At 55.1% G+C, this 17249-nt stretch carries 15 protein-coding genes, 3 tRNA genes and 3 rRNA genes; 9 read left to right on the top strand and 12 right to left on the bottom strand.

Annotated features, from left to right (window positions below):
- Nucleotides 1–27 precede the first annotated feature (27 nt).
- On the bottom strand, nt 28–831 hold the full coding sequence (locus tag AFK65_RS04145; protein ID WP_012815381.1) for an endonuclease/exonuclease/phosphatase family protein: 804 nt from the start codon (nt 829–831) through the stop codon (nt 28–30).
- Between the two features lie 217 nt (nt 832–1048).
- Here AFK65_RS04145 and yafC point away from each other — a divergent pair, with 217 nt between their 5' ends.
- Entirely contained in the window at nt 1049–1936 is an 888-nt protein-coding gene (yafC, locus tag AFK65_RS04140; RefSeq protein WP_007697961.1) for a DNA-binding transcriptional regulator YafC, read from the top strand.
- 19 nt (nt 1937–1955) lie between these two features.
- Here the strand turns inward: yafC and dkgB are convergent, their stop codons facing one another.
- The 8 genes from dkgB to gmhB all read right to left on the bottom strand — a co-directional run bounded on the left by dkgB (nt 1956) and on the right by gmhB (nt 9058).
- Nucleotides 1956–2759, bottom strand: a complete 804-nt coding sequence (gene dkgB / locus AFK65_RS04135) for a 2,5-didehydrogluconate reductase DkgB (protein WP_007697959.1) — start codon at nt 2757–2759, stop codon at nt 1956–1958.
- Nucleotides 2760–2910: 151 nt separating this feature from the next.
- Nucleotides 2911–2987: transfer RNA gene (locus AFK65_RS04130), tRNA-Asp, on the bottom strand.
- Nucleotides 2988–3041: 54 nt separating this feature from the next.
- Nucleotides 3042–3157, bottom strand: a 5S ribosomal RNA gene (gene rrf, locus AFK65_RS04125).
- A gap of 91 nt (nt 3158–3248) precedes the next feature.
- A 23S ribosomal RNA gene (locus AFK65_RS04120) occupies nt 3249–6150 on the bottom strand.
- A gap of 168 nt (nt 6151–6318) precedes the next feature.
- A tRNA-Ala gene (locus tag AFK65_RS04115) sits at nt 6319–6394 on the bottom strand.
- 33 nt (nt 6395–6427) lie between these two features.
- Nucleotides 6428–6504: transfer RNA gene (locus tag AFK65_RS04110), tRNA-Ile, on the bottom strand.
- Between the two features lie 69 nt (nt 6505–6573).
- Nucleotides 6574–8116: ribosomal RNA gene (locus AFK65_RS04105) — 16S ribosomal RNA — on the bottom strand.
- The 16S, 23S and 5S rRNA genes sit together here with 3 tRNA genes alongside, the layout of an rRNA operon.
- 381 nt (nt 8117–8497) lie before the next feature.
- The gene (gene gmhB / locus AFK65_RS04100) at nt 8498–9058 is read right to left on the bottom strand and encodes a D-glycero-beta-D-manno-heptose 1,7-bisphosphate 7-phosphatase (RefSeq protein WP_007697868.1); all 561 of its coding nucleotides are present in this window, start codon (nt 9056–9058) and stop codon (nt 8498–8500) included.
- 190 nt (nt 9059–9248) lie between these two features.
- Here gmhB and metN point away from each other — a divergent pair, with 190 nt between their 5' ends.
- The 6 genes from metN to proS all read left to right on the top strand — a co-directional run bounded on the left by metN (nt 9249) and on the right by proS (nt 14835).
- On the top strand, nt 9249–10280 hold the full coding sequence (gene metN, locus AFK65_RS04095) for a methionine ABC transporter ATP-binding protein MetN (RefSeq protein ID WP_007697865.1): 1032 nt from the start codon (nt 9249–9251) through the stop codon (nt 10278–10280).
- Nucleotides 10273–10926, top strand: coding sequence for a methionine ABC transporter permease MetI (locus tag AFK65_RS04090; RefSeq protein WP_007697861.1), 654 nt, complete (start codon nt 10273–10275; stop codon nt 10924–10926). The genes metN and AFK65_RS04090 overlap by 8 nt, the downstream gene beginning before the upstream one ends.
- A gap of 43 nt (nt 10927–10969) precedes the next feature.
- Entirely contained in the window at nt 10970–11785 is an 816-nt protein-coding gene (locus AFK65_RS04085; protein WP_007697858.1) for a MetQ/NlpA family lipoprotein, read from the top strand.
- A 112-nt stretch (nt 11786–11897) separates the two neighbouring features.
- Entirely contained in the window at nt 11898–12302 is a 405-nt protein-coding gene (gene rcsF / locus AFK65_RS04080; RefSeq protein WP_007697793.1) for an Rcs stress response system protein RcsF, read from the top strand.
- Nucleotides 12299–13006 carry a tRNA (N6-threonylcarbamoyladenosine(37)-N6)-methyltransferase TrmO gene (gene tsaA / locus AFK65_RS04075; protein ID WP_038857982.1) on the top strand — a complete coding sequence of 236 codons (708 nt, stop codon included), beginning with the start codon at nt 12299–12301 and terminating at the stop codon, nt 13004–13006. The genes rcsF and tsaA overlap by 4 nt, the downstream gene beginning before the upstream one ends.
- 110 nt (nt 13007–13116) lie before the next feature.
- Nucleotides 13117–14835 carry a proline--tRNA ligase gene (proS, locus tag AFK65_RS04070; RefSeq protein ID WP_038857990.1) on the top strand — a complete coding sequence of 573 codons (1719 nt, stop codon included), beginning with the start codon at nt 13117–13119 and terminating at the stop codon, nt 14833–14835.
- A 69-nt stretch (nt 14836–14904) separates the two neighbouring features.
- Here proS and nlpE read toward each other — a convergent pair whose 3' ends face one another.
- The 3 genes from nlpE to AFK65_RS04055 are packed head-to-tail and all read right to left on the bottom strand — an operon-like array spanning nt 14905 to nt 16595.
- Nucleotides 14905–15603, bottom strand: a complete 699-nt coding sequence (nlpE, locus tag AFK65_RS04065) for an envelope stress response activation lipoprotein NlpE (protein ID WP_038857992.1) — start codon at nt 15601–15603, stop codon at nt 14905–14907.
- A 27-nt stretch (nt 15604–15630) separates the two neighbouring features.
- Nucleotides 15631–16053 carry an alternative ribosome rescue aminoacyl-tRNA hydrolase ArfB gene (arfB, locus tag AFK65_RS04060; RefSeq protein ID WP_038857994.1) on the bottom strand — a complete coding sequence of 141 codons (423 nt, stop codon included), beginning with the start codon at nt 16051–16053 and terminating at the stop codon, nt 15631–15633.
- A complete protein-coding gene (locus AFK65_RS04055) occupies nt 16050–16595 on the bottom strand; it encodes a YaeQ family protein (RefSeq protein WP_007697553.1) in 546 nt (181 codons plus the stop codon). The genes arfB and AFK65_RS04055 overlap by 4 nt, the downstream gene beginning before the upstream one ends.
- A 206-nt stretch (nt 16596–16801) precedes the next feature.
- On the opposite strand from AFK65_RS04055, the gene AFK65_RS04050 reads away from it, so the two are divergent.
- Nucleotides 16802–17002 (top strand): YaeP family protein, encoded by a 201-nt coding sequence (locus AFK65_RS04050; protein ID WP_007697550.1) that lies wholly within the window; start codon nt 16802–16804, stop codon nt 17000–17002.
- Nucleotides 16989–17249 carry a Rho-binding antiterminator gene (gene rof / locus AFK65_RS04045; protein WP_007760020.1) on the top strand — a complete coding sequence of 87 codons (261 nt, stop codon included), beginning with the start codon at nt 16989–16991 and terminating at the stop codon, nt 17247–17249. Before AFK65_RS04050 ends, rof begins: the two co-directional genes overlap by 14 nt.

The raw sequence follows: 17249 nt of genomic DNA, 5'->3' as shown, positions 1-17249 counted from the left end.
TCTGCCCAACGGCAGACCTGACACACCTTACTTCTGCTCAGGTTTGCCGGGACTGAATTCGACGAGTAGCGGGTTGTGATCGGAGGCGCGGGTCACCAGAACGGAGGCTTCCTGTACGGCAAGACCGCGATAAAACACGAAATCGAGCGGGCGACCAAACGCGCGACGGCGCTGGTCATCGGTAAAACGGACTTCTCGCAGCGACATTTCACGCGCGAAGCGGTAAAGCGCGTTCATCCTCGGGCGGCTCCAGGCGTTGAAATCGCCGGCCATGATCACCGGACCGCTGTGATGGCCTATCTGATCGCCAATAGGCCCGAGCTGTTTACTGTAGACATCCACGCCAAGGCTAAAATTGACTGCATGAATGTTTACCACCATTAATAAACGGCCGTCAGGGAGCGGATAGACGGTTACCAGCGCCGATTTAGAGAGACGCAGTATAGGCTCACGCTCGCGAAGCGGGCAACAATAGACCGGATGCGCGGCGGAGAGTGTCATCACGCCTGACGGGTGCTGCGGCAGCACAAAAGCCGGGACCTGATCGGCCGCCAGATAGTTGGACGTCGCGAAGCGCACCAGCTCAGGCGTCGTCTGGGCCTCCTGCAATAAGACCAGATGCGCCTCTTTACCGAAATTTTGCAGAACCGAGAGCCATTCAGCGCGCTGCTGCTTGAAGATATTCCAGACCAGTACCCGGAGCGAACCGTCTCCAGGAAGGGGGGCGCCGGCGGGCAATGCCTTTCCTATACTCGCAAACGATCCTGGCGCCAGAATGCGTTCTGCTGGCTGACCGGCGACATAGCGCATGGCATAAGTATTTTTTCGCACGTTTCGCTGCTAACCCCTGTAGATGTATTCGCAAGATAAGCGACCTTTACCTGTTATAGGGATTTTAGCTCACAGATGCAATGGGCGGGATGAAAGCCGCGTGTCGTCTTATTTCAGCGCATCAACGCGCCCCCTCGTGAATGGCGCGCTGTAAGACGCTGGGGTTAAATAACAAAACGTTCTAAAATGCCATGCAAATTTTGCCTGTGGAGCAACAATGAAAGCCTCTTCTGATGAACTGATTATTTTTGTCGCCGTGGTGGAAAGCGGGAGTTTTAGCCGGGCGGCAGAGCAGCTCAATCTCGCGAATTCAGCCGTCAGCCGCGCAGTGAAGAAGCTTGAGATGAAACTTGGCGTCAGTTTGCTGAACCGCACGACGCGCCAGCTGAGCCTGACAGAGGAAGGCGAGCGATATTTTCGCCGCGTCCAGCAGGTGTTACAGGAGATGGCGGCAGCCGAAACCGAGCTGATGGAAAGTCGCCAGACGCCGCGCGGGCTGTTGCGGATAGACGCCGCTACGCCAGTGATCCTCCATTTATTGCTGCCCATGATTAAGCCCTTCCGCGAACGCTATCCTGAAGTTACGCTCTCGCTGGTCTCGTCAGAAACCTTTATAAACCTGATAGAACGAAAAGTAGACGTGGCCATCCGTGCAGGTACGCTGACAGATTCAAGCCTGCGCGCAAGACCGCTCTTTACCAGTTACCGGAAAATCGTGGCCGCACCAGATTATCTTGAGCGTTATGGGGTGCCCGCGACGATATGCGATCTTAAAGATCATGTCTGTCTGGGCTTTACCGAGCCCGTTTCCCTCAACACCTGGCCTGTCGCCTGTAAAGATGGTCAGTTACTGGAAATTACGCCGGGAATGACCTCGAACAGCGGCGAAACGCTCAAGCAACTGTGCCTCACCGGTAACGGCATCGCGTGCCTTTCAGACTACATGATTGATAAAGAAATTGAGCGAGGAGAGGTGGTGGAATTGCTGGCAGAGTACAGGCTGCCAGTACAAATGCCGTTCAGTGCGGTCTATTACAGCGATCGTGCCGTCAGTACACGCATCAGAACCTTTATTGATTTTCTGAGCGAGTGGGTAAAAAAATAGCCCCAACAGGGGGCTACCTTCAATCCCAGTCTGGCGCCAGGCCATCAGGACTCACCAGGCGCTCGTTGCGCTCCAGCGCGGCGATGGCCTTCATATCATCCGCATCCAGCGTCAACGTTAAAGCGTCCAGATTGCTTTTTAAATTCTGGCGCTTCGTTGAAGAGGGGATCACTGAATAGCCCAGAGCCATTGCCCAACTGAGGATGACCTGCGCAGGCGTGGCATTATGCTTCTGCGCAATTCGGATAATCGTTTCATCCTTAAGCGCATTCCCATAGGCCAGCGTCATATAAGAAGTGATATGAACTCCCCGCGCCTGCGCCCATTCAACCACCTTACGGTTTTGCAGATAAGGCGACAGCTCAATCTGATTGGTCGCGATATTATCGACGCCAACGGCATCGATAGCCTGCTGCATCAGCGCAATCGTAAAATTAGAAATACCGATCTCACGCGTCAGGCCTTGTGCTTTAGCTTCAAGCAGCGCCCCGAGGGATTCTTTAACGCTGACGGCACCTCCTGGTGAAGGCCAGTGAATCAGCGTCAGATCGACGTGATCCGTCCTTAATTTCTGAAGGCTTTCTTTCAGACTTAAGATCAGGCGATCTTTGCTCAGATCCCCGGTCCATATTTTGGTGGTGATATATAACTTATCGCGTGCCACACCGTTTTCTTCAATCGCCTGCCCCACTGCCGCTTCGTTATCATAGATCTGCGCGGTGTCGATGGCGCGATAGCCTAGTTCAAGCGCGTTTTTTACCGATGCGATTACAACGTCATCTTTCAGACGGAATGTGCCTAAACCCAATGCAGGAACAGTCATCTCTTACCTCTCTTCTGAATGTGCAGAGAGTATGAGAGGAATAATTAAGGTGAAAAAGGGCAACAACAGCAGGAGTTTTTTGCTAAAAAGGCAATGATTAATGTACAGACGAAAAAAAACCCTGAGTAAATACTCAGGGCTTCTTAATAAGTGGCGGAACGGACGGGACTCGAACCCGCGACCCCCTGCGTGACAGGCAGGTATTCTAACCGACTGAACTACCGCTCCACCGAATTTCTTCACACCACCGGATTATTGTTCCGGCTTACTGCTTAATTTGATGCCTGGCAGTTCCCTACTCTCGCATGGGGAGGCCCCACACTACCATCGGCGCTACGGCGTTTCACTTCTGAGTTCGGCATGGGGTCAGGTGGGACCACCGCGCTACAGCCGCCAGGCAAATTCTGTTCGTCCACCGCTTACGCCATGAACGTTTATCCGTCACAAGCTGAATGTCTCTCTCAACACGCCAGACTTCTTTGGCGTTGTAAGGTTAAGCCTCACGGTTCATTAGTACCGGTTAGCTCAACGCATCGCTGCGCTTACACACCCGGCCTATCAACGTCGTCGTCTTCAACGTTCCTTCAGGACTCTCAAGGAGTCAGGGAGAACTCATCTCGGGGCAAGTTTCGTGCTTAGATGCTTTCAGCACTTATCTCTTCCGCATTTAGCTACCGGGCAGTGCCATTGGCATGACAACCCGAACACCAGTGATGCGTCCACTCCGGTCCTCTCGTACTGGGAGCAGCCCCCCTCAATTCTCCAGCGCCCACGGCAGATAGGGACCGAACTGTCTCACGACGTTCTAAACCCAGCTCGCGTACCACTTTAAATGGCGAACAGCCATACCCTTGGGACCTACTTCAGCCCCAGGATGTGATGAGCCGACATCGAGGTGCCAAACACCGCCGTCGATATGAACTCTTGGGCGGTATCAGCCTGTTATCCCCGGAGTACCTTTTATCCGTTGAGCGATGGCCCTTCCATACAGAACCACCGGATCACTATGACCTGCTTTCGCACCTGCTCGAGCCGTCACTCTCGCAGTCAAGCCAGCTTATGCCATTGCACTAACCTCCTGATGTCCGACCAGGATTAGCTGACCTTCGTGCTCCTCCGTTACACTTTGGGAGGAGACCGCCCCAGTCAAACTACCCACCAGACACTGTCCCCACGCCGGATCACGGCGCCAGGTTAGAACATCAAACATTAAAGGGTGGTATTTCAAGGTTGGCTCCACGCAGACTGGCGTCCACGCTTCAAAGCCTCCCACCTATCCTACACATCAAGGCTCAATGTTCAGTGTCAAGCTGTAGTAAAGGTTCACGGGGTCTTTCCGTCTTGCCGCGGGTACACTGCATCTTCACAGCGAGTTCAATTTCACTGAGTCTCGGGTGGAGACAGCCTGGCCATCATTACGCCATTCGTGCAGGTCGGAACTTACCCGACAAGGAATTTCGCTACCTTAGGACCGTTATAGTTACGGCCGCCGTTTACCGGGGCTTCGATCAGGAGCTTCTCTTGCGATAACCCCATCAATTAACCTTCCGGCACCGGGCAGGCGTCACACCGTATACGTCCACTTTCGTGTTTGCACAGTGCTGTGTTTTTAATAAACAGTTGCAGCCAGCTGGTATCTTCGACTGACTTCAGCTCCACCCGCAGGGGCTTCACCTACATGTCAGCGTGCCTTCTCCCGAAGTTACGGCACCATTTTGCCTAGTTCCTTCACCCGAGTTCTCTCAAGCGCCTTGGTATTCTCTACCTGACCACCTGTGTCGGTTTGGGGTACGATTTGATGTTACCTGATGCTTAGAGGCTTTTCCTGGAAGCAGGGCATTTGTCACTTCAGCACCGTGGTGCCTCGTCATCACGCCTCAGCCTTAACTTTCCGGATTTGCCTGGAAAGTCAGCCTACACGCTTAAACCGGGACAACCGTCGCCCGGCCGACATAGCCTTCTCCGTCCCCCCTTCGCAGTAACACCAAGTACAGGAATATTAACCTGTTTCCCATCGACTACGCCTTTCGGCCTCGCCTTAGGGGTCGACTCACCCTGCCCCGATTAACGTTGGACAGGAACCCTTGGTCTTCCGGCGAGCGGGCTTTTCACCCGCTTTATCGTTACTTATGTCAGCATTCGCACTTCTGATACCTCCAGCATGCCTCACAGCACACCTTCACAGGCTTACAGAACGCTCCCCTACCCAACAACACATAGTGTCGCTGCCGCAGCTTCGGTGCATGGTTTAGCCCCGTTACATCTTCCGCGCAGGCCGACTCGACCAGTGAGCTATTACGCTTTCTTTAAATGATGGCTGCTTCTAAGCCAACATCCTGGCTGTCTGGGCCTTCCCACATCGTTTCCCACTTAACCATGACTTTGGGACCTTAGCTGGCGGTCTGGGTTGTTTCCCTCTTCACGACGGACGTTAGCACCCGCCGTGTGTCTCCCGTGATAACATTCTCCGGTATTCGCAGTTTGCATCGGGTTGGTAAGCCGGGATGGCCCCCTAGCCGAAACAGTGCTCTACCCCCGGAGATGAGTTCACGAGGCGCTACCTAAATAGCTTTCGGGGAGAACCAGCTATCTCCCGGTTTGATTGGCCTTTCACCCCCAGCCACAGGTCATCCGCTAATTTTTCAACATTAGTCGGTTCGGTCCTCCAGTTAGTGTTACCCAACCTTCAACCTGCCCATGGCTAGATCACCGGGTTTCGGGTCTATACCCTGCAACTTAACGCCCGGTTAAGACTCGGTTTCCCTTCGGCTCCCCTATACGGTTAACCTTGCTACAGAATATAAGTCGCTGACCCATTATACAAAAGGTACGCAGTCACCCTCTTACGAAGGCTCCCACTGCTTGTACGTACACGGTTTCAGGTTCTGTTTCACTCCCCTCGCCGGGGTTCTTTTCGCCTTTCCCTCACGGTACTGGTTCACTATCGGTCAGTCAGGAGTATTTAGCCTTGGAGGATGGTCCCCCCATCTTCAGACAGGATATCACGTGTCCCGCCCTACTCATCGAGCTCACAACCTGTGTGCCTTCGTGTACGGGGCTGTCACCCTGTATCGCCGGCCTTTCCAGACCGTTCCACTGACACACACGCTGATTCAGGCTCTGGGCTGTTCCCCGTTCGCTCGCCGCTACTGGGGGAATCTCGGTTGATTTCTTTTCCTCGGGGTACTTAGATGTTTCAGTTCCCCCGGTTCGCCTCGTTTGACTATGTATTCATCAAACGATGATGCACCGAAGTGCACCGGGTTTCCCCATTCGGACATCGCCGGTTATAACGGTTCATATCACCTTACCGGCGCTTTTCGCAGATTAGCACGTCCTTCATCGCCTCTGACTGCCAGGGCATCCACCGTGTACGCTTGTTCGCTTAACCTCACAACCCGAAGAAGTCTTCGTGCTGCGAGTTTGAGAGACTCTGACACACCGCGCATTCCTTATTACGGAGAAATGCAACAGCATGTCTGTTTCAATTTTCAGCTTGTTCCGGATTGTTAAAGAGCAAATACTTCGCAGTATACTCATCGAGTACACTCTGAAGTGATGGTGGAGCTATGCGGGATCGAACCGCAGACCTCCTGCGTGCAAAGCAGGCGCTCTCCCAGCTGAGCTATAGCCCCATCGTAGTTAAACCTCTTCAACTCCTGCGGAGTTGGTAGGCCTGAGTGGACTTGAACCACCGACCTCACCCTTATCAGGGGTGCGCTCTAACCACCTGAGCTACAAGCCTGTAGAGGTTTTGCTTCTTTACTTTCTATCAGACAATCTGTGTGAGCACTACGAGGTTGTATCTTTCAGGTAAGGAGGTGATCCAACCGCAGGTTCCCCTACGGTTACCTTGTTACGACTTCACCCCAGTCATGAATCACAAAGTGGTAAGCGCCCTCCCGAAGGTTAAGCTACCTACTTCTTTTGCAACCCACTCCCATGGTGTGACGGGCGGTGTGTACAAGGCCCGGGAACGTATTCACCGTGGCATTCTGATCCACGATTACTAGCGATTCCGACTTCATGGAGTCGAGTTGCAGACTCCAATCCGGACTACGACGCACTTTATGAGGTCCGCTTGCTCTCGCGAGTTCGCTTCTCTTTGTATGCGCCATTGTAGCACGTGTGTAGCCCTGGTCGTAAGGGCCATGATGACTTGACGTCATCCCCACCTTCCTCCGGTTTATCACCGGCAGTCTCCTTTGAGTTCCCACCATCACGTGCTGGCAACAAAGGATAAGGGTTGCGCTCGTTGCGGGACTTAACCCAACATTTCACAACACGAGCTGACGACAGCCATGCAGCACCTGTCTCAGAGTTCCCGAAGGCACTCCCGCATCTCTGCAGGATTCTCTGGATGTCAAGACCAGGTAAGGTTCTTCGCGTTGCATCGAATTAAACCACATGCTCCACCGCTTGTGCGGGCCCCCGTCAATTCATTTGAGTTTTAACCTTGCGGCCGTACTCCCCAGGCGGTCGACTTAACGCGTTAGCTCCGGAAGCCACGCCTCAAGGGCACAACCTCCAAGTCGACATCGTTTACGGCGTGGACTACCAGGGTATCTAATCCTGTTTGCTCCCCACGCTTTCGCACCTGAGCGTCAGTCTTCGTCCAGGGGGCCGCCTTCGCCACCGGTATTCCTCCAGATCTCTACGCATTTCACCGCTACACCTGGAATTCTACCCCCCTCTACGAGACTCAAGCCTGCCAGTTTCAAATGCAGTTCCCAGGTTGAGCCCGGGGATTTCACATCTGACTTAACAGACCGCCTGCGTGCGCTTTACGCCCAGTAATTCCGATTAACGCTTGCACCCTCCGTATTACCGCGGCTGCTGGCACGGAGTTAGCCGGTGCTTCTTCTGCGAGTAACGTCAATGACTGTGGTTATTAACCACAATCCCTTCCTCCTCGCTGAAAGTACTTTACAACCCGAAGGCCTTCTTCATACACGCGGCATGGCTGCATCAGGCTTGCGCCCATTGTGCAATATTCCCCACTGCTGCCTCCCGTAGGAGTCTGGACCGTGTCTCAGTTCCAGTGTGGCTGGTCATCCTCTCAGACCAGCTAGGGATCGTCGCCTAGGTGAGCCGTTACCCCACCTACTAGCTAATCCCATCTGGGCACATCTGATGGCATGAGGCCCGAAGGTCCCCCACTTTGGTCCGAAGACGTTATGCGGTATTAGCTACCGTTTCCAGTAGTTATCCCCCTCCATCAGGCAGTTTCCCAGACATTACTCACCCGTCCGCCACTCGTCAGCAGAGCAGCAAGCTGCTCTCTGTTACCGTTCGACTTGCATGTGTTAGGCCTGCCGCCAGCGTTCAATCTGAGCCATGATCAAACTCTTCAATTAAAAGTCTGATGCTCAAAGAATTAAACTGTTAGTTCGTAATGAATTAACTGTTGTTCACTTGAGACTTGATATTCGTTTATCGTCCGTAGACGTTAAGATATCAGTGCCCCGAGTGCCCACACAGATTGTCTGATAAATTGTTAAAGAGCGGTGCGACGCGGCATTCAGCCTGCTGTCGCGAGGTGGCGTATATTACGCTTTCCTCTTTCAGAGTCAACCCTTAATTTCAGGATTTTTCTCTTTCCGACTCACCGTCGCTGTGTGATGTTTCTCATCAGCGCCGTGTCGATGGAGGCGCATTATAGGGAGCTCAGAAGTAATGGCAAGCGGAAAACTTAAAAAAAATCACGACCGCTCACCTTTTCATCATTGCGCGCGTTTTTAGCGCTTTTTGATAGCTTCCGGCAGCGCAGCGAGGCTATTTAACACCCAATCAGCCGCCGCTTCTGCTTCTGGCGTCACGGGTTTGCCGGTACGCACCAGCACTTTAGTGCCGACGCCTGCCGCTGCGCCCGCCTGCATATCTTCTAATTTATCACCCACCATATAAGAAGCAGCCATATCGATGTGCAGAAAATCGCGTGCGGAAAGCAGCATACCCGGTTGCGGTTTACGGCAGTCACAGTTCTGACGAAACTCTTCTACTGCGGCTTCAGGGTGATGCGGACAATAATAGATGCCATCGAAATCGACGCCCCGGTCGGCAAGCGACCAGTCCATCCATTCGGTGAGCTGTTCAAACTGCGCTTCGGTGAACATACCGCGCGCAATGCCGGACTGATTCGTCACCAGCACCAGCGCGAACCCCATCGCTTTGAGTTCGCGCATCGCATCGATAACGCCGTCGATAAACTCGAAGCGGTCAATCTCTGAGACATAGCCGTGATCGATATTAATAGTGCCGTCACGGTCGAGAAAAATTGCCGGTACAGATTTAGCCACCTGAAAAACTCCTGCCTTAAATAATGCCGCCTAGTATCGCATGATTCCTGGGCGGAGAAAGCGCTCATTGCAGACAGTCAGATTGATTTAGACGTCTGGATGCCTTACCATCCATTCTGTTTACGGTCACCGCCCGTATAAGGCAGAACAAAATGCCACGGCTAACTCTTATAAGATAATAAATAACCTGATGATCAAACTGTCGAATATCACCAAAGTGTTCCAGCAGGGAAACCGCACCATTCAGGCGCTGAATAATGTCAGCCTGCATGTCCCGGCCGGACAGATTTATGGCGTGATTGGTGCCTCCGGCGCCGGTAAAAGTACGCTCATCCGCTGCGTTAACCTGCTTGAGCGCCCCACCCAGGGCAGCGTTCTGGTCGGCGGCCAGGAACTGACCGCGCTTTCTGAATCAGAACTCACCAAAGCCCGTCGCCAGATTGGCATGATTTTCCAGCATTTTAATCTGCTGGCGTCGCGTACCGTTTTTGGCAACATCGCGCTCCCGCTGGAGCTGGACAACACGCCGCGCGACGAAATCAAACGTCGTGTGACCGAGCTGCTGGACCTGGTTGGCCTGAGCGAAAAGCAGGACGCTTATCCGGCGAATCTCTCCGGCGGTCAGAAGCAGCGTGTGGCGATCGCCCGTGCGCTGGCAAGCAACCCGAAAGTGCTGCTGTGCGATGAAGCCACCAGCGCGCTCGACCCTGCCACTACCCGCTCGATTCTGGAGTTGCTGAAAGACATCAACCGTCGGCTGGGCCTGACTATTCTGCTCATCACGCATGAAATGGATGTCGTGAAGCGTATCTGCGACTGCGTTGCGGTGATCAGCAACGGCGAGCTTATCGAGCAAGACAGCGTCAGCGAAGTATTCTCACATCCGAAAACGCCGCTGGCCCAGCAGTTTATCCAGTCCACGCTGCATCTGGATATCCCGGAAGATTACGCCCTGCGTCTTAACGCGCAGTCCGGCGATGAACGCGTCCCGCTGCTGCGCCTTGAGTTCACCGGCCAGTCGGTTGACGCGCCGCTCCTCTCCGAGACCGCACGCCGTTATAACGTGAACAACAACATTATCAGCGCGCAGATGGATTACGCCGGCGGCGTGAAGTTCGGCATCATGCTTACGGAAATGCACGGCACACAGGAAGAAACGCAAGCGGCCATCGCTTACCTGCAACAACATCATGTAAAAGTAGAGGTTCTGGGTTATGTCTGAAGCAATGATGTGGTTACTGGTGCGCGGCATCTGGGAAACGCTGGCGATGACTTTTGTTTCCGGCTTTTTTGGTTTTGTGATTGGCCTGCCGGTTGGCGTGCTGCTGTACGTAACGCGTCCGGGCCAGATTATCGCGAACGCGAAGCTCTACCGCATTCTCTCCGCGCTGGTGAATATCTTCCGCTCCATTCCTTTTATTATCTTACTGGTATGGATGATCCCGTTTACCCGCGCCATCGTCGGCACTTCCATTGGCCTGCAGGCCGCTATCGTGCCGCTGACCGTCGGTGCCGCGCCGTTTATCGCGCGTATGGTGGAAAACGCCCTGCTGGAGATCCCGTCGGGTCTTATTGAAGCTTCACGCGCGATGGGCGCCACGCCGATGCAGATCGTTCGCAAGGTGCTGCTGCCTGAAGCCCTGCCGGGCCTGGTGAACGCCGCGACCATTACGCTGATTACGCTTGTCGGCTATTCCGCTATGGGCGGCGCGGTCGGCGCAGGCGGTCTGGGCCAGATCGGCTATCAGTACGGCTACATCGGCTATAACGCCACCGTGATGAATACCGTATTAGTCTTACTGGTGGTACTGGTGTATTTAATTCAATTCTCAGGCGATCGTATCGTCCGGGGTGTCACTCACAAGTAACGTTACACACAACATCAATATACTTTTCAGTTAAGGAATGGTTATGTCTTTCAAGTTTAAAACCTTTGCGGCAGTAGGCGCCCTTCTCGGCACGCTGGCCCTGGCAGGTTGCGGTCAGGAAGAAAAAGATCCGAACCATATTAAAGTGGGCGTGATTGTGGGTGCGGAACAGCAGGTTGCTGAAGTCGCCAAAAAAGTCGCCAAAGAGAAATATGGCCTGGACGTCGAGCTGGTGACCTTTAACGACTACGTGCTGCCGAACGAAGCGCTGAGCAAAGGCGATATCGACGCCAACGCCTTCCAGCACAAACCGTATCTGGATCAGCAGATCAAAGACCGCGGCTACAAGCTGGTTTCCGTCGGCAACACCTTTGTCTACCCGATCGCCGGTTACTCTCGCAAAATCAAATCGCTGGATGAGCTGCAACCGGGCGCGCAGGTTGCCGTGCCGAACGATCCGACCAACCTGGGCCGCTCCCTGCTGCTGCTGCAGAAAGTCGGTCTTATCAAGCTGAAAGACGATATCGGCCTGCTGCCGACCGTGCTGGATATTACCGAAAACCCGAAAAACCTGAAGATTGTCGAGCTGGAAGCGCCGCAGCTGCCGCGCTCGCTGGATGACGATCAGATTGCACTGGCGGTAATCAACACTACCTACGCCAGCCAGATCAACCTGACGCCGGCGAAAGACGGCATCTTTGTGGAAGACAAAGATTCCCCGTACGTGAACATGATCGTGACCCGCGAAGATAACAAAGACGCGGAAAACGTGAAGAAATTCGTTCAGGCTTACCAGTCTGACGAAGTGAATGAAGCCGCGAACAAAGTCTTTAACGGCGGCGCCGTCAAAGGCTGGTAAGCCGTTTTGATTTCTGATGTTTATAATTTCAGGACGGGCTTAAGCCCGTCTTGTTATTTCTGCAAGCTCCTGATTCAATAAGCCACGTTTTTATCACCGACGAGGAATTATTATGCGTGCTTTACCGATCTGTCTTTTAGCATTCATCCTGAGCGGCTGTTCCGTGCTAAGCAGATCCCCTGTAGAACCTGTTCAAAGCACCGCGTCGCCGCAAAAATCCGAGCCTGTTCGTCAGAAAACGGTTCGCCCCGCTCCGGTAAAAATCTACACCAACGCGGCCGATCTGGTCGGCAAACCCTTCCGCGATCTGGGCGAAGTGAGCGGTGAATCCTGCCAGGCCTCTAACCAGGACTCTCCGCCGAATATCCCGACGGCCCGTAAGCGTCTGCAGATTAACGCCTCTAAAATGAAAGCGAACGCCGTTCTGCTGCACAGCTGTGAAGTGACCAGCGGCACGCCGGGCTGCTACCGCCAGGCCGTTTGCGTAGGATCAGCCCTTAGCGTTCCGACCAAATGACCACCTTTGCCTTTGAGCAAATTGGCGTCATTCGCTCGCCCTATAAAGAAAAATTCGCCGTGCCGCGCCAGCCAGGACTGGTGAACAGCGCGCGCGGCGAGCTGCATTTAATCGCGCCGTATAACCAGCCTGATGCCGTACGCGGGCTGGAGGCGTTTAGCCATATCTGGGTCGTATTTGTTTTTCATCAGACGATGGAAGGCGGCTGGCGCCCAACCGTGCGCCCGCCGCGACTTGGCGGCAACGCCCGAATGGGCGTTTTCGCCACGCGCTCTACCTTTCGCCCGAACCCCGTCGGCATGTCGCTCGTGGAACTTCAGGGCATCCGCTGCGAAAAAGACCGCGTGATCCTGACGCTCGGCGGGCTGGATCTGGTAGACGGCACGCCGGTCATCGATATCAAACCGTATTTGCCCTTCGCCGAAGCGCTGCCAGATGCGCGCGCGGGCTATGCCCGCCAGGCGCCGGAGGCGGCGATATCTGTCATTTTTACCGATGAGATTGCGCAGGCCCTGCCGTCTCTTGAGAAACGCTACCCACGGCTTGGCCAGTTCATCTGTGAAGTGCTCGCCCAGGATCCGCGTCCGGCTTACCGTAAAGAGGAAGAAGCCGGCAAGAGTTATGCCGTCTGGTTGCTTGATTTCAACGTCCGCTGGCGCGTGACGCCGCAGGGCTTTGAGGTCTTCGCGCTGGAGCCGCGTTAATTTCCATAGCCTCTCTTTTGGCGGCCCATTCTCACTGGTACACTAAACTACTTTTTTGTGTCAGGCTTTACAGTGCCTGAATTCACACGTTCAAACGGAACCGTAACAACATGCGTACTAGCCAATATCTGCTCTCCACTCTGAAGGAGACACCTGCCGACGCGGAGGTTATCAGCCACCAGCTGATGCTGCGCGCCGGGATGATCCGCAAGCTGGCCTCCGGGTTATACACCTGGCTGCCAACCGGCCTGCGCGTCCTGAAAAAAGTCGAAAATATCGTGCGTGAAGAGATGAACAACGCCGGTGCTATCGAGGTGTCGATGCCAGTGGTTCAGCCTGCTGAACTGTGGCAGGAGAGCGGTCGCTGGGAGCAGTACGGTCCGGAGCTGCTGCGCTTTGTCGATCGCGGCGATCGCGCGTTTGTGCTCGGCCCGACGCACGAAGAAGTCATCACCGATCTGATCCGCAACGAGCTGAGCTCCTATAAGCAGCTGCCGCTCAACTTCTATCAGATCCAGACCAAATTCCGTGACGAAGTGCGCCCGCGTTTCGGCGTAATGCGCTCGCGCGAGTTCCTGATGAAAGACGCCTACTCTTTCCATACCACGCAGGAATCGCTGCAGCAGACCTATGACGCGATGTATGACGCCTACAGCAAAATCTTTACCCGTATGGGGCTCGATTTCCGCCCGGTGCAGGCGGATACCGGCTCGATTGGCGGCAGCGCGTCTCACGAATTCCAGGTGCTGGCGCAGAGCGGCGAAGACGATATCGTCTTCTCTGACACCTCTGACTTCGCGGCCAACATCGAGCTCGCCGAAGCGGTCGCCCCGCTGACCCCGCGCGCGGCGGCAACCCAGGAGATGACGCTGGTCGATACGCCGAACGCCAAAACCATCGCCGAGCTGGTTGAGCAGTTCAACCTGCCGGTTGAGAAAACCGTGAAAACCCTGCTGGTGAAAGCGGCTGAAGGTAGCGAGTTCCCGCTGGTGGCGCTGCTGGTGCGCGGCGACCACGAACTGAACGAAGTGAAAGCGGAGAAACTGGCGCAGGTCGCCAGCCCGCTCACATTTGCAACCGAAGCCGAAATCCGCGCCGCCGTTAACGCCGGTCCGGGTTCGCTTGGCCCGGTGAGTATGCCGGTGCCGGTCGTGATTGACCGCAGCGTGGCCGCGATGAGCGATTTCGCCGCAGGCGCGAACATCGACGGCAAACACTATTTCGGCATCAACTGGGATCGCGACGTGGCGACCCCGCAGGTTGCGGATATCCGTAACGTGGTAGCGGGCGATCCGAGCCCGGATGGTCAGGGCACGCTGCTTATCAAACGCGGCATCGAAGTGGGTCACATTTTCCAGCTTGGCACCAAATACTCCGACGCGCTGAAAGCCTCCGTACAGGGCGAAGACGGCCGTAACCAGGTGCTGACGATGGGCTGCTACGGCATCGGCGTTACGCGCGTGGTGGCGGCGGCGATTGAGCAGAATCACGACGAACGCGGTATTGTCTGGCCGGACGCCATCGCGCCGTTCCAGGTCGCGATTCTGCCGATGAATATGCACAAATCTTTCCGCGTGCAGGAGCTGGCGGAGAAACTCTACGCTGAGCTGCGCGCCAAAGGCATCGACGTGCTGATGGATGACCGTAAAGAGCGTCCGGGCGTGATGTTTGCGGATATGGAGCTTATCGGCATTCCGCACACCGTAGTGATTGGCGATCGCAACCTCGACAACGACGAGATTGAATACAAATACCGTCGCGACGGCGAGAAGAAGATGATCAAAACCGGCGACATCCTCGATTACCTGGTGGCGAATGTGAAGCGCTAAGCGCTCTGCACACTGCATTAAAAAGGCCCTCAACAGAGGGCCTTTTTCTTAGCGGTTTACCTGACACCATTACGGGTGGTCGCAATCTTTGCCGGGCTTAAACGCCACTTTGCGATCGGCGACCAGACGCTTTTGCACCGCGCCGCTCGCCGGATCGACCGTCATGGTAAAGTGCGCTTCCACCACCAGCAGCACCGGTTTCTGACTCGCACCGCGGGCAGTCTGATAGTCATGCGCCAGCACGGCATGATTTTCTACGTCCGTCTCGCGCCCGGTGGCGCAGTCGGTAAAGGTAGCGGCGCTTGCATTGTGCTGGTACATCCCCGTCATGGTCATCGGCGTTTTCGGCAGCGGGTCGCTGACCGGATCGAGCCGGTAATTCAGCGACGACTCTATCGGTTTACTTTCCCGGTCGAGCATCTCCAGCGCCTCGCCGCGCGCGCGGAAATAGCTTTTCTCACCCTCGCTGTCAGTGAGCACCAGCTTATCAGCGGTGCGCGCCCAGGTGCCGTAAGAGGCGAACACCGCCTGCCCTTTCGCGCCCAGATAGCGTTGATTCATCACCCAGGTGCCGTCTTTCTCTAAAAACAGCGCGGTCTCGATGCCTTCGCAATCGGCGCAGGGCAGCACGCCTTTCCAGCTCTGCTGCATCGGCTTCAGCTCTGCGGCGCTGGTCGGCGCCAGGGTCTGCATTTCTGCCCGATTGTTACAGCCAAACAGCGTAAACAGGCTTAACGCCGCCGCTGCGCAAAATATGAGTTTTTTCACCGTATTTCCTTATTGTTCGTGGCGCTTTTAATCCGGCATACCGCGCACTTTTCCCCGCAGGGCTTTGGTGGCGGACTTATGGGTTTTCGCCTCCAGGCGGCGCACTTTCGACGCGCGCGTCGGGCGAGTCTCCTTTCGACGCTTTTGCGTGGCGGTAAGTTCCCGCACCAGCATCACAAGACGCGCCAGCGCCGCTTCGCGATTCATCTCCTGGCTGCGATACTCCTGCGCCTTGATAATCACCACGCCCTCGGCGGTGATCAGATGATGACTCGCCGCCAGCAGGCGCGCTTTCCAGTCGTCCGGCAGGCTGGAGGCATTAATATCAAACCGCAGGTGAATGGCCGTCGAGCTTTTATTCACATGCTGCCCGCCCGCGCCCTGCGCCCGGATGGCGCTGAACGTCACCTCTTCATCAGGCACCGCCACGCTTCGCGAAAACGTAATCATGCCTGAGCTTGCCAGACGGTCGGGTGAAGCTCCAGACTTTCCTCGCCGCCGGAAAGCCAGATAACCCCTTCCTGCAACGTGGCCTGTAACGTCATAGTTCTCTGCGCCAGCGCGCTCAGCTGCGCAAGCTGTTCATCATTGATATACCAGATAGTCAGGTTTTTATACTGCCGCAGCTTGTCCTGGTTCTGCTGCCACCAGATTTGCGCGGCGCGATCATTATAGGTAAACAGCGCCACCTGCTGCGACTGGCTCACTGCTTTCTTGAGGCGCCGCTCTTCCGGCAGCCCGAGCTCAATCCAGAGATCGATGCCGAGATGATCGTTGCGCAGCCAGATCTCCGGTTCGTCATCGGCGCACAGGCCGCGGGTAAACTGTAACCGCTCGTCGGCGTACATCATCCAGGCCAGCAGGCGCAGCATCATCCGCTCCTGCGTTTCCGAAGGATGACGCGCCAGCGTCAGGTTGATGTCGAGAAATTGCTGCCGGTCGAGGTCGGCCACATTGACCGCCGCTTTATAAATGGTTGCTTTTAACGCCATAAGGCCCCCTGAAAAGTTGGGGGGTATTGTAGCGTAATACGCGTCGGCTGACTGCCGCTTCAAGCGCAGCGCGGTAACGCCGCGAGAGCCTGCGCTATGGCTCTGATGACTATGGTATAGTCACCTTGCTAAACAGAGTTTAACTACGTAGGCTTAGACTTGCATCCCGCGGTGAAGTCTGTCGTCAGGCTCTGACAGGAGGGCATGTGGATAAATATTGTGAATTAATACGACAGTGCTATTCGCAGATAGCCAGCGGCGAACTGGGGTACATTCCCGACGCGCTGGGCTGCGTATTAAGGGCTCTGAATGAGGTGGCCTCTGACGAAGCCCTCTCAGAGTCGGTCAGGGAACAGGCGGCGTATGCTGCCGCGAACTTACTGGTGAGCGATTATGTCAATGAATGATGCCTATCAACCCATCAACTGCGATGACTATGACAACCTCGAGCTCGCCTGCCAGCATCACTTATTACTGACGCTGGAACTCAAAAGCGGCGAGGTCATTAAGGCCAAAGCGCAGGATCTGGTTACGCGCAAAAACGTCGAATATTTAATTGCCGATGAAGCCGGCGCAGAACGCGAAGTGCGTCTCGACAAAATTGCGAGCTTCAGCCATCCACAAATCGGTACGGTGGTCGTCAGCGAATCCTGA

It is taken from the genome of Cronobacter universalis NCTC 9529 (assembly GCF_001277175.1).
GTDB classification, from domain to species: domain Bacteria; phylum Pseudomonadota; class Gammaproteobacteria; order Enterobacterales; family Enterobacteriaceae; genus Cronobacter; species Cronobacter universalis.
This window is presented reverse-complemented; position numbering and strand designations above follow the sequence as displayed.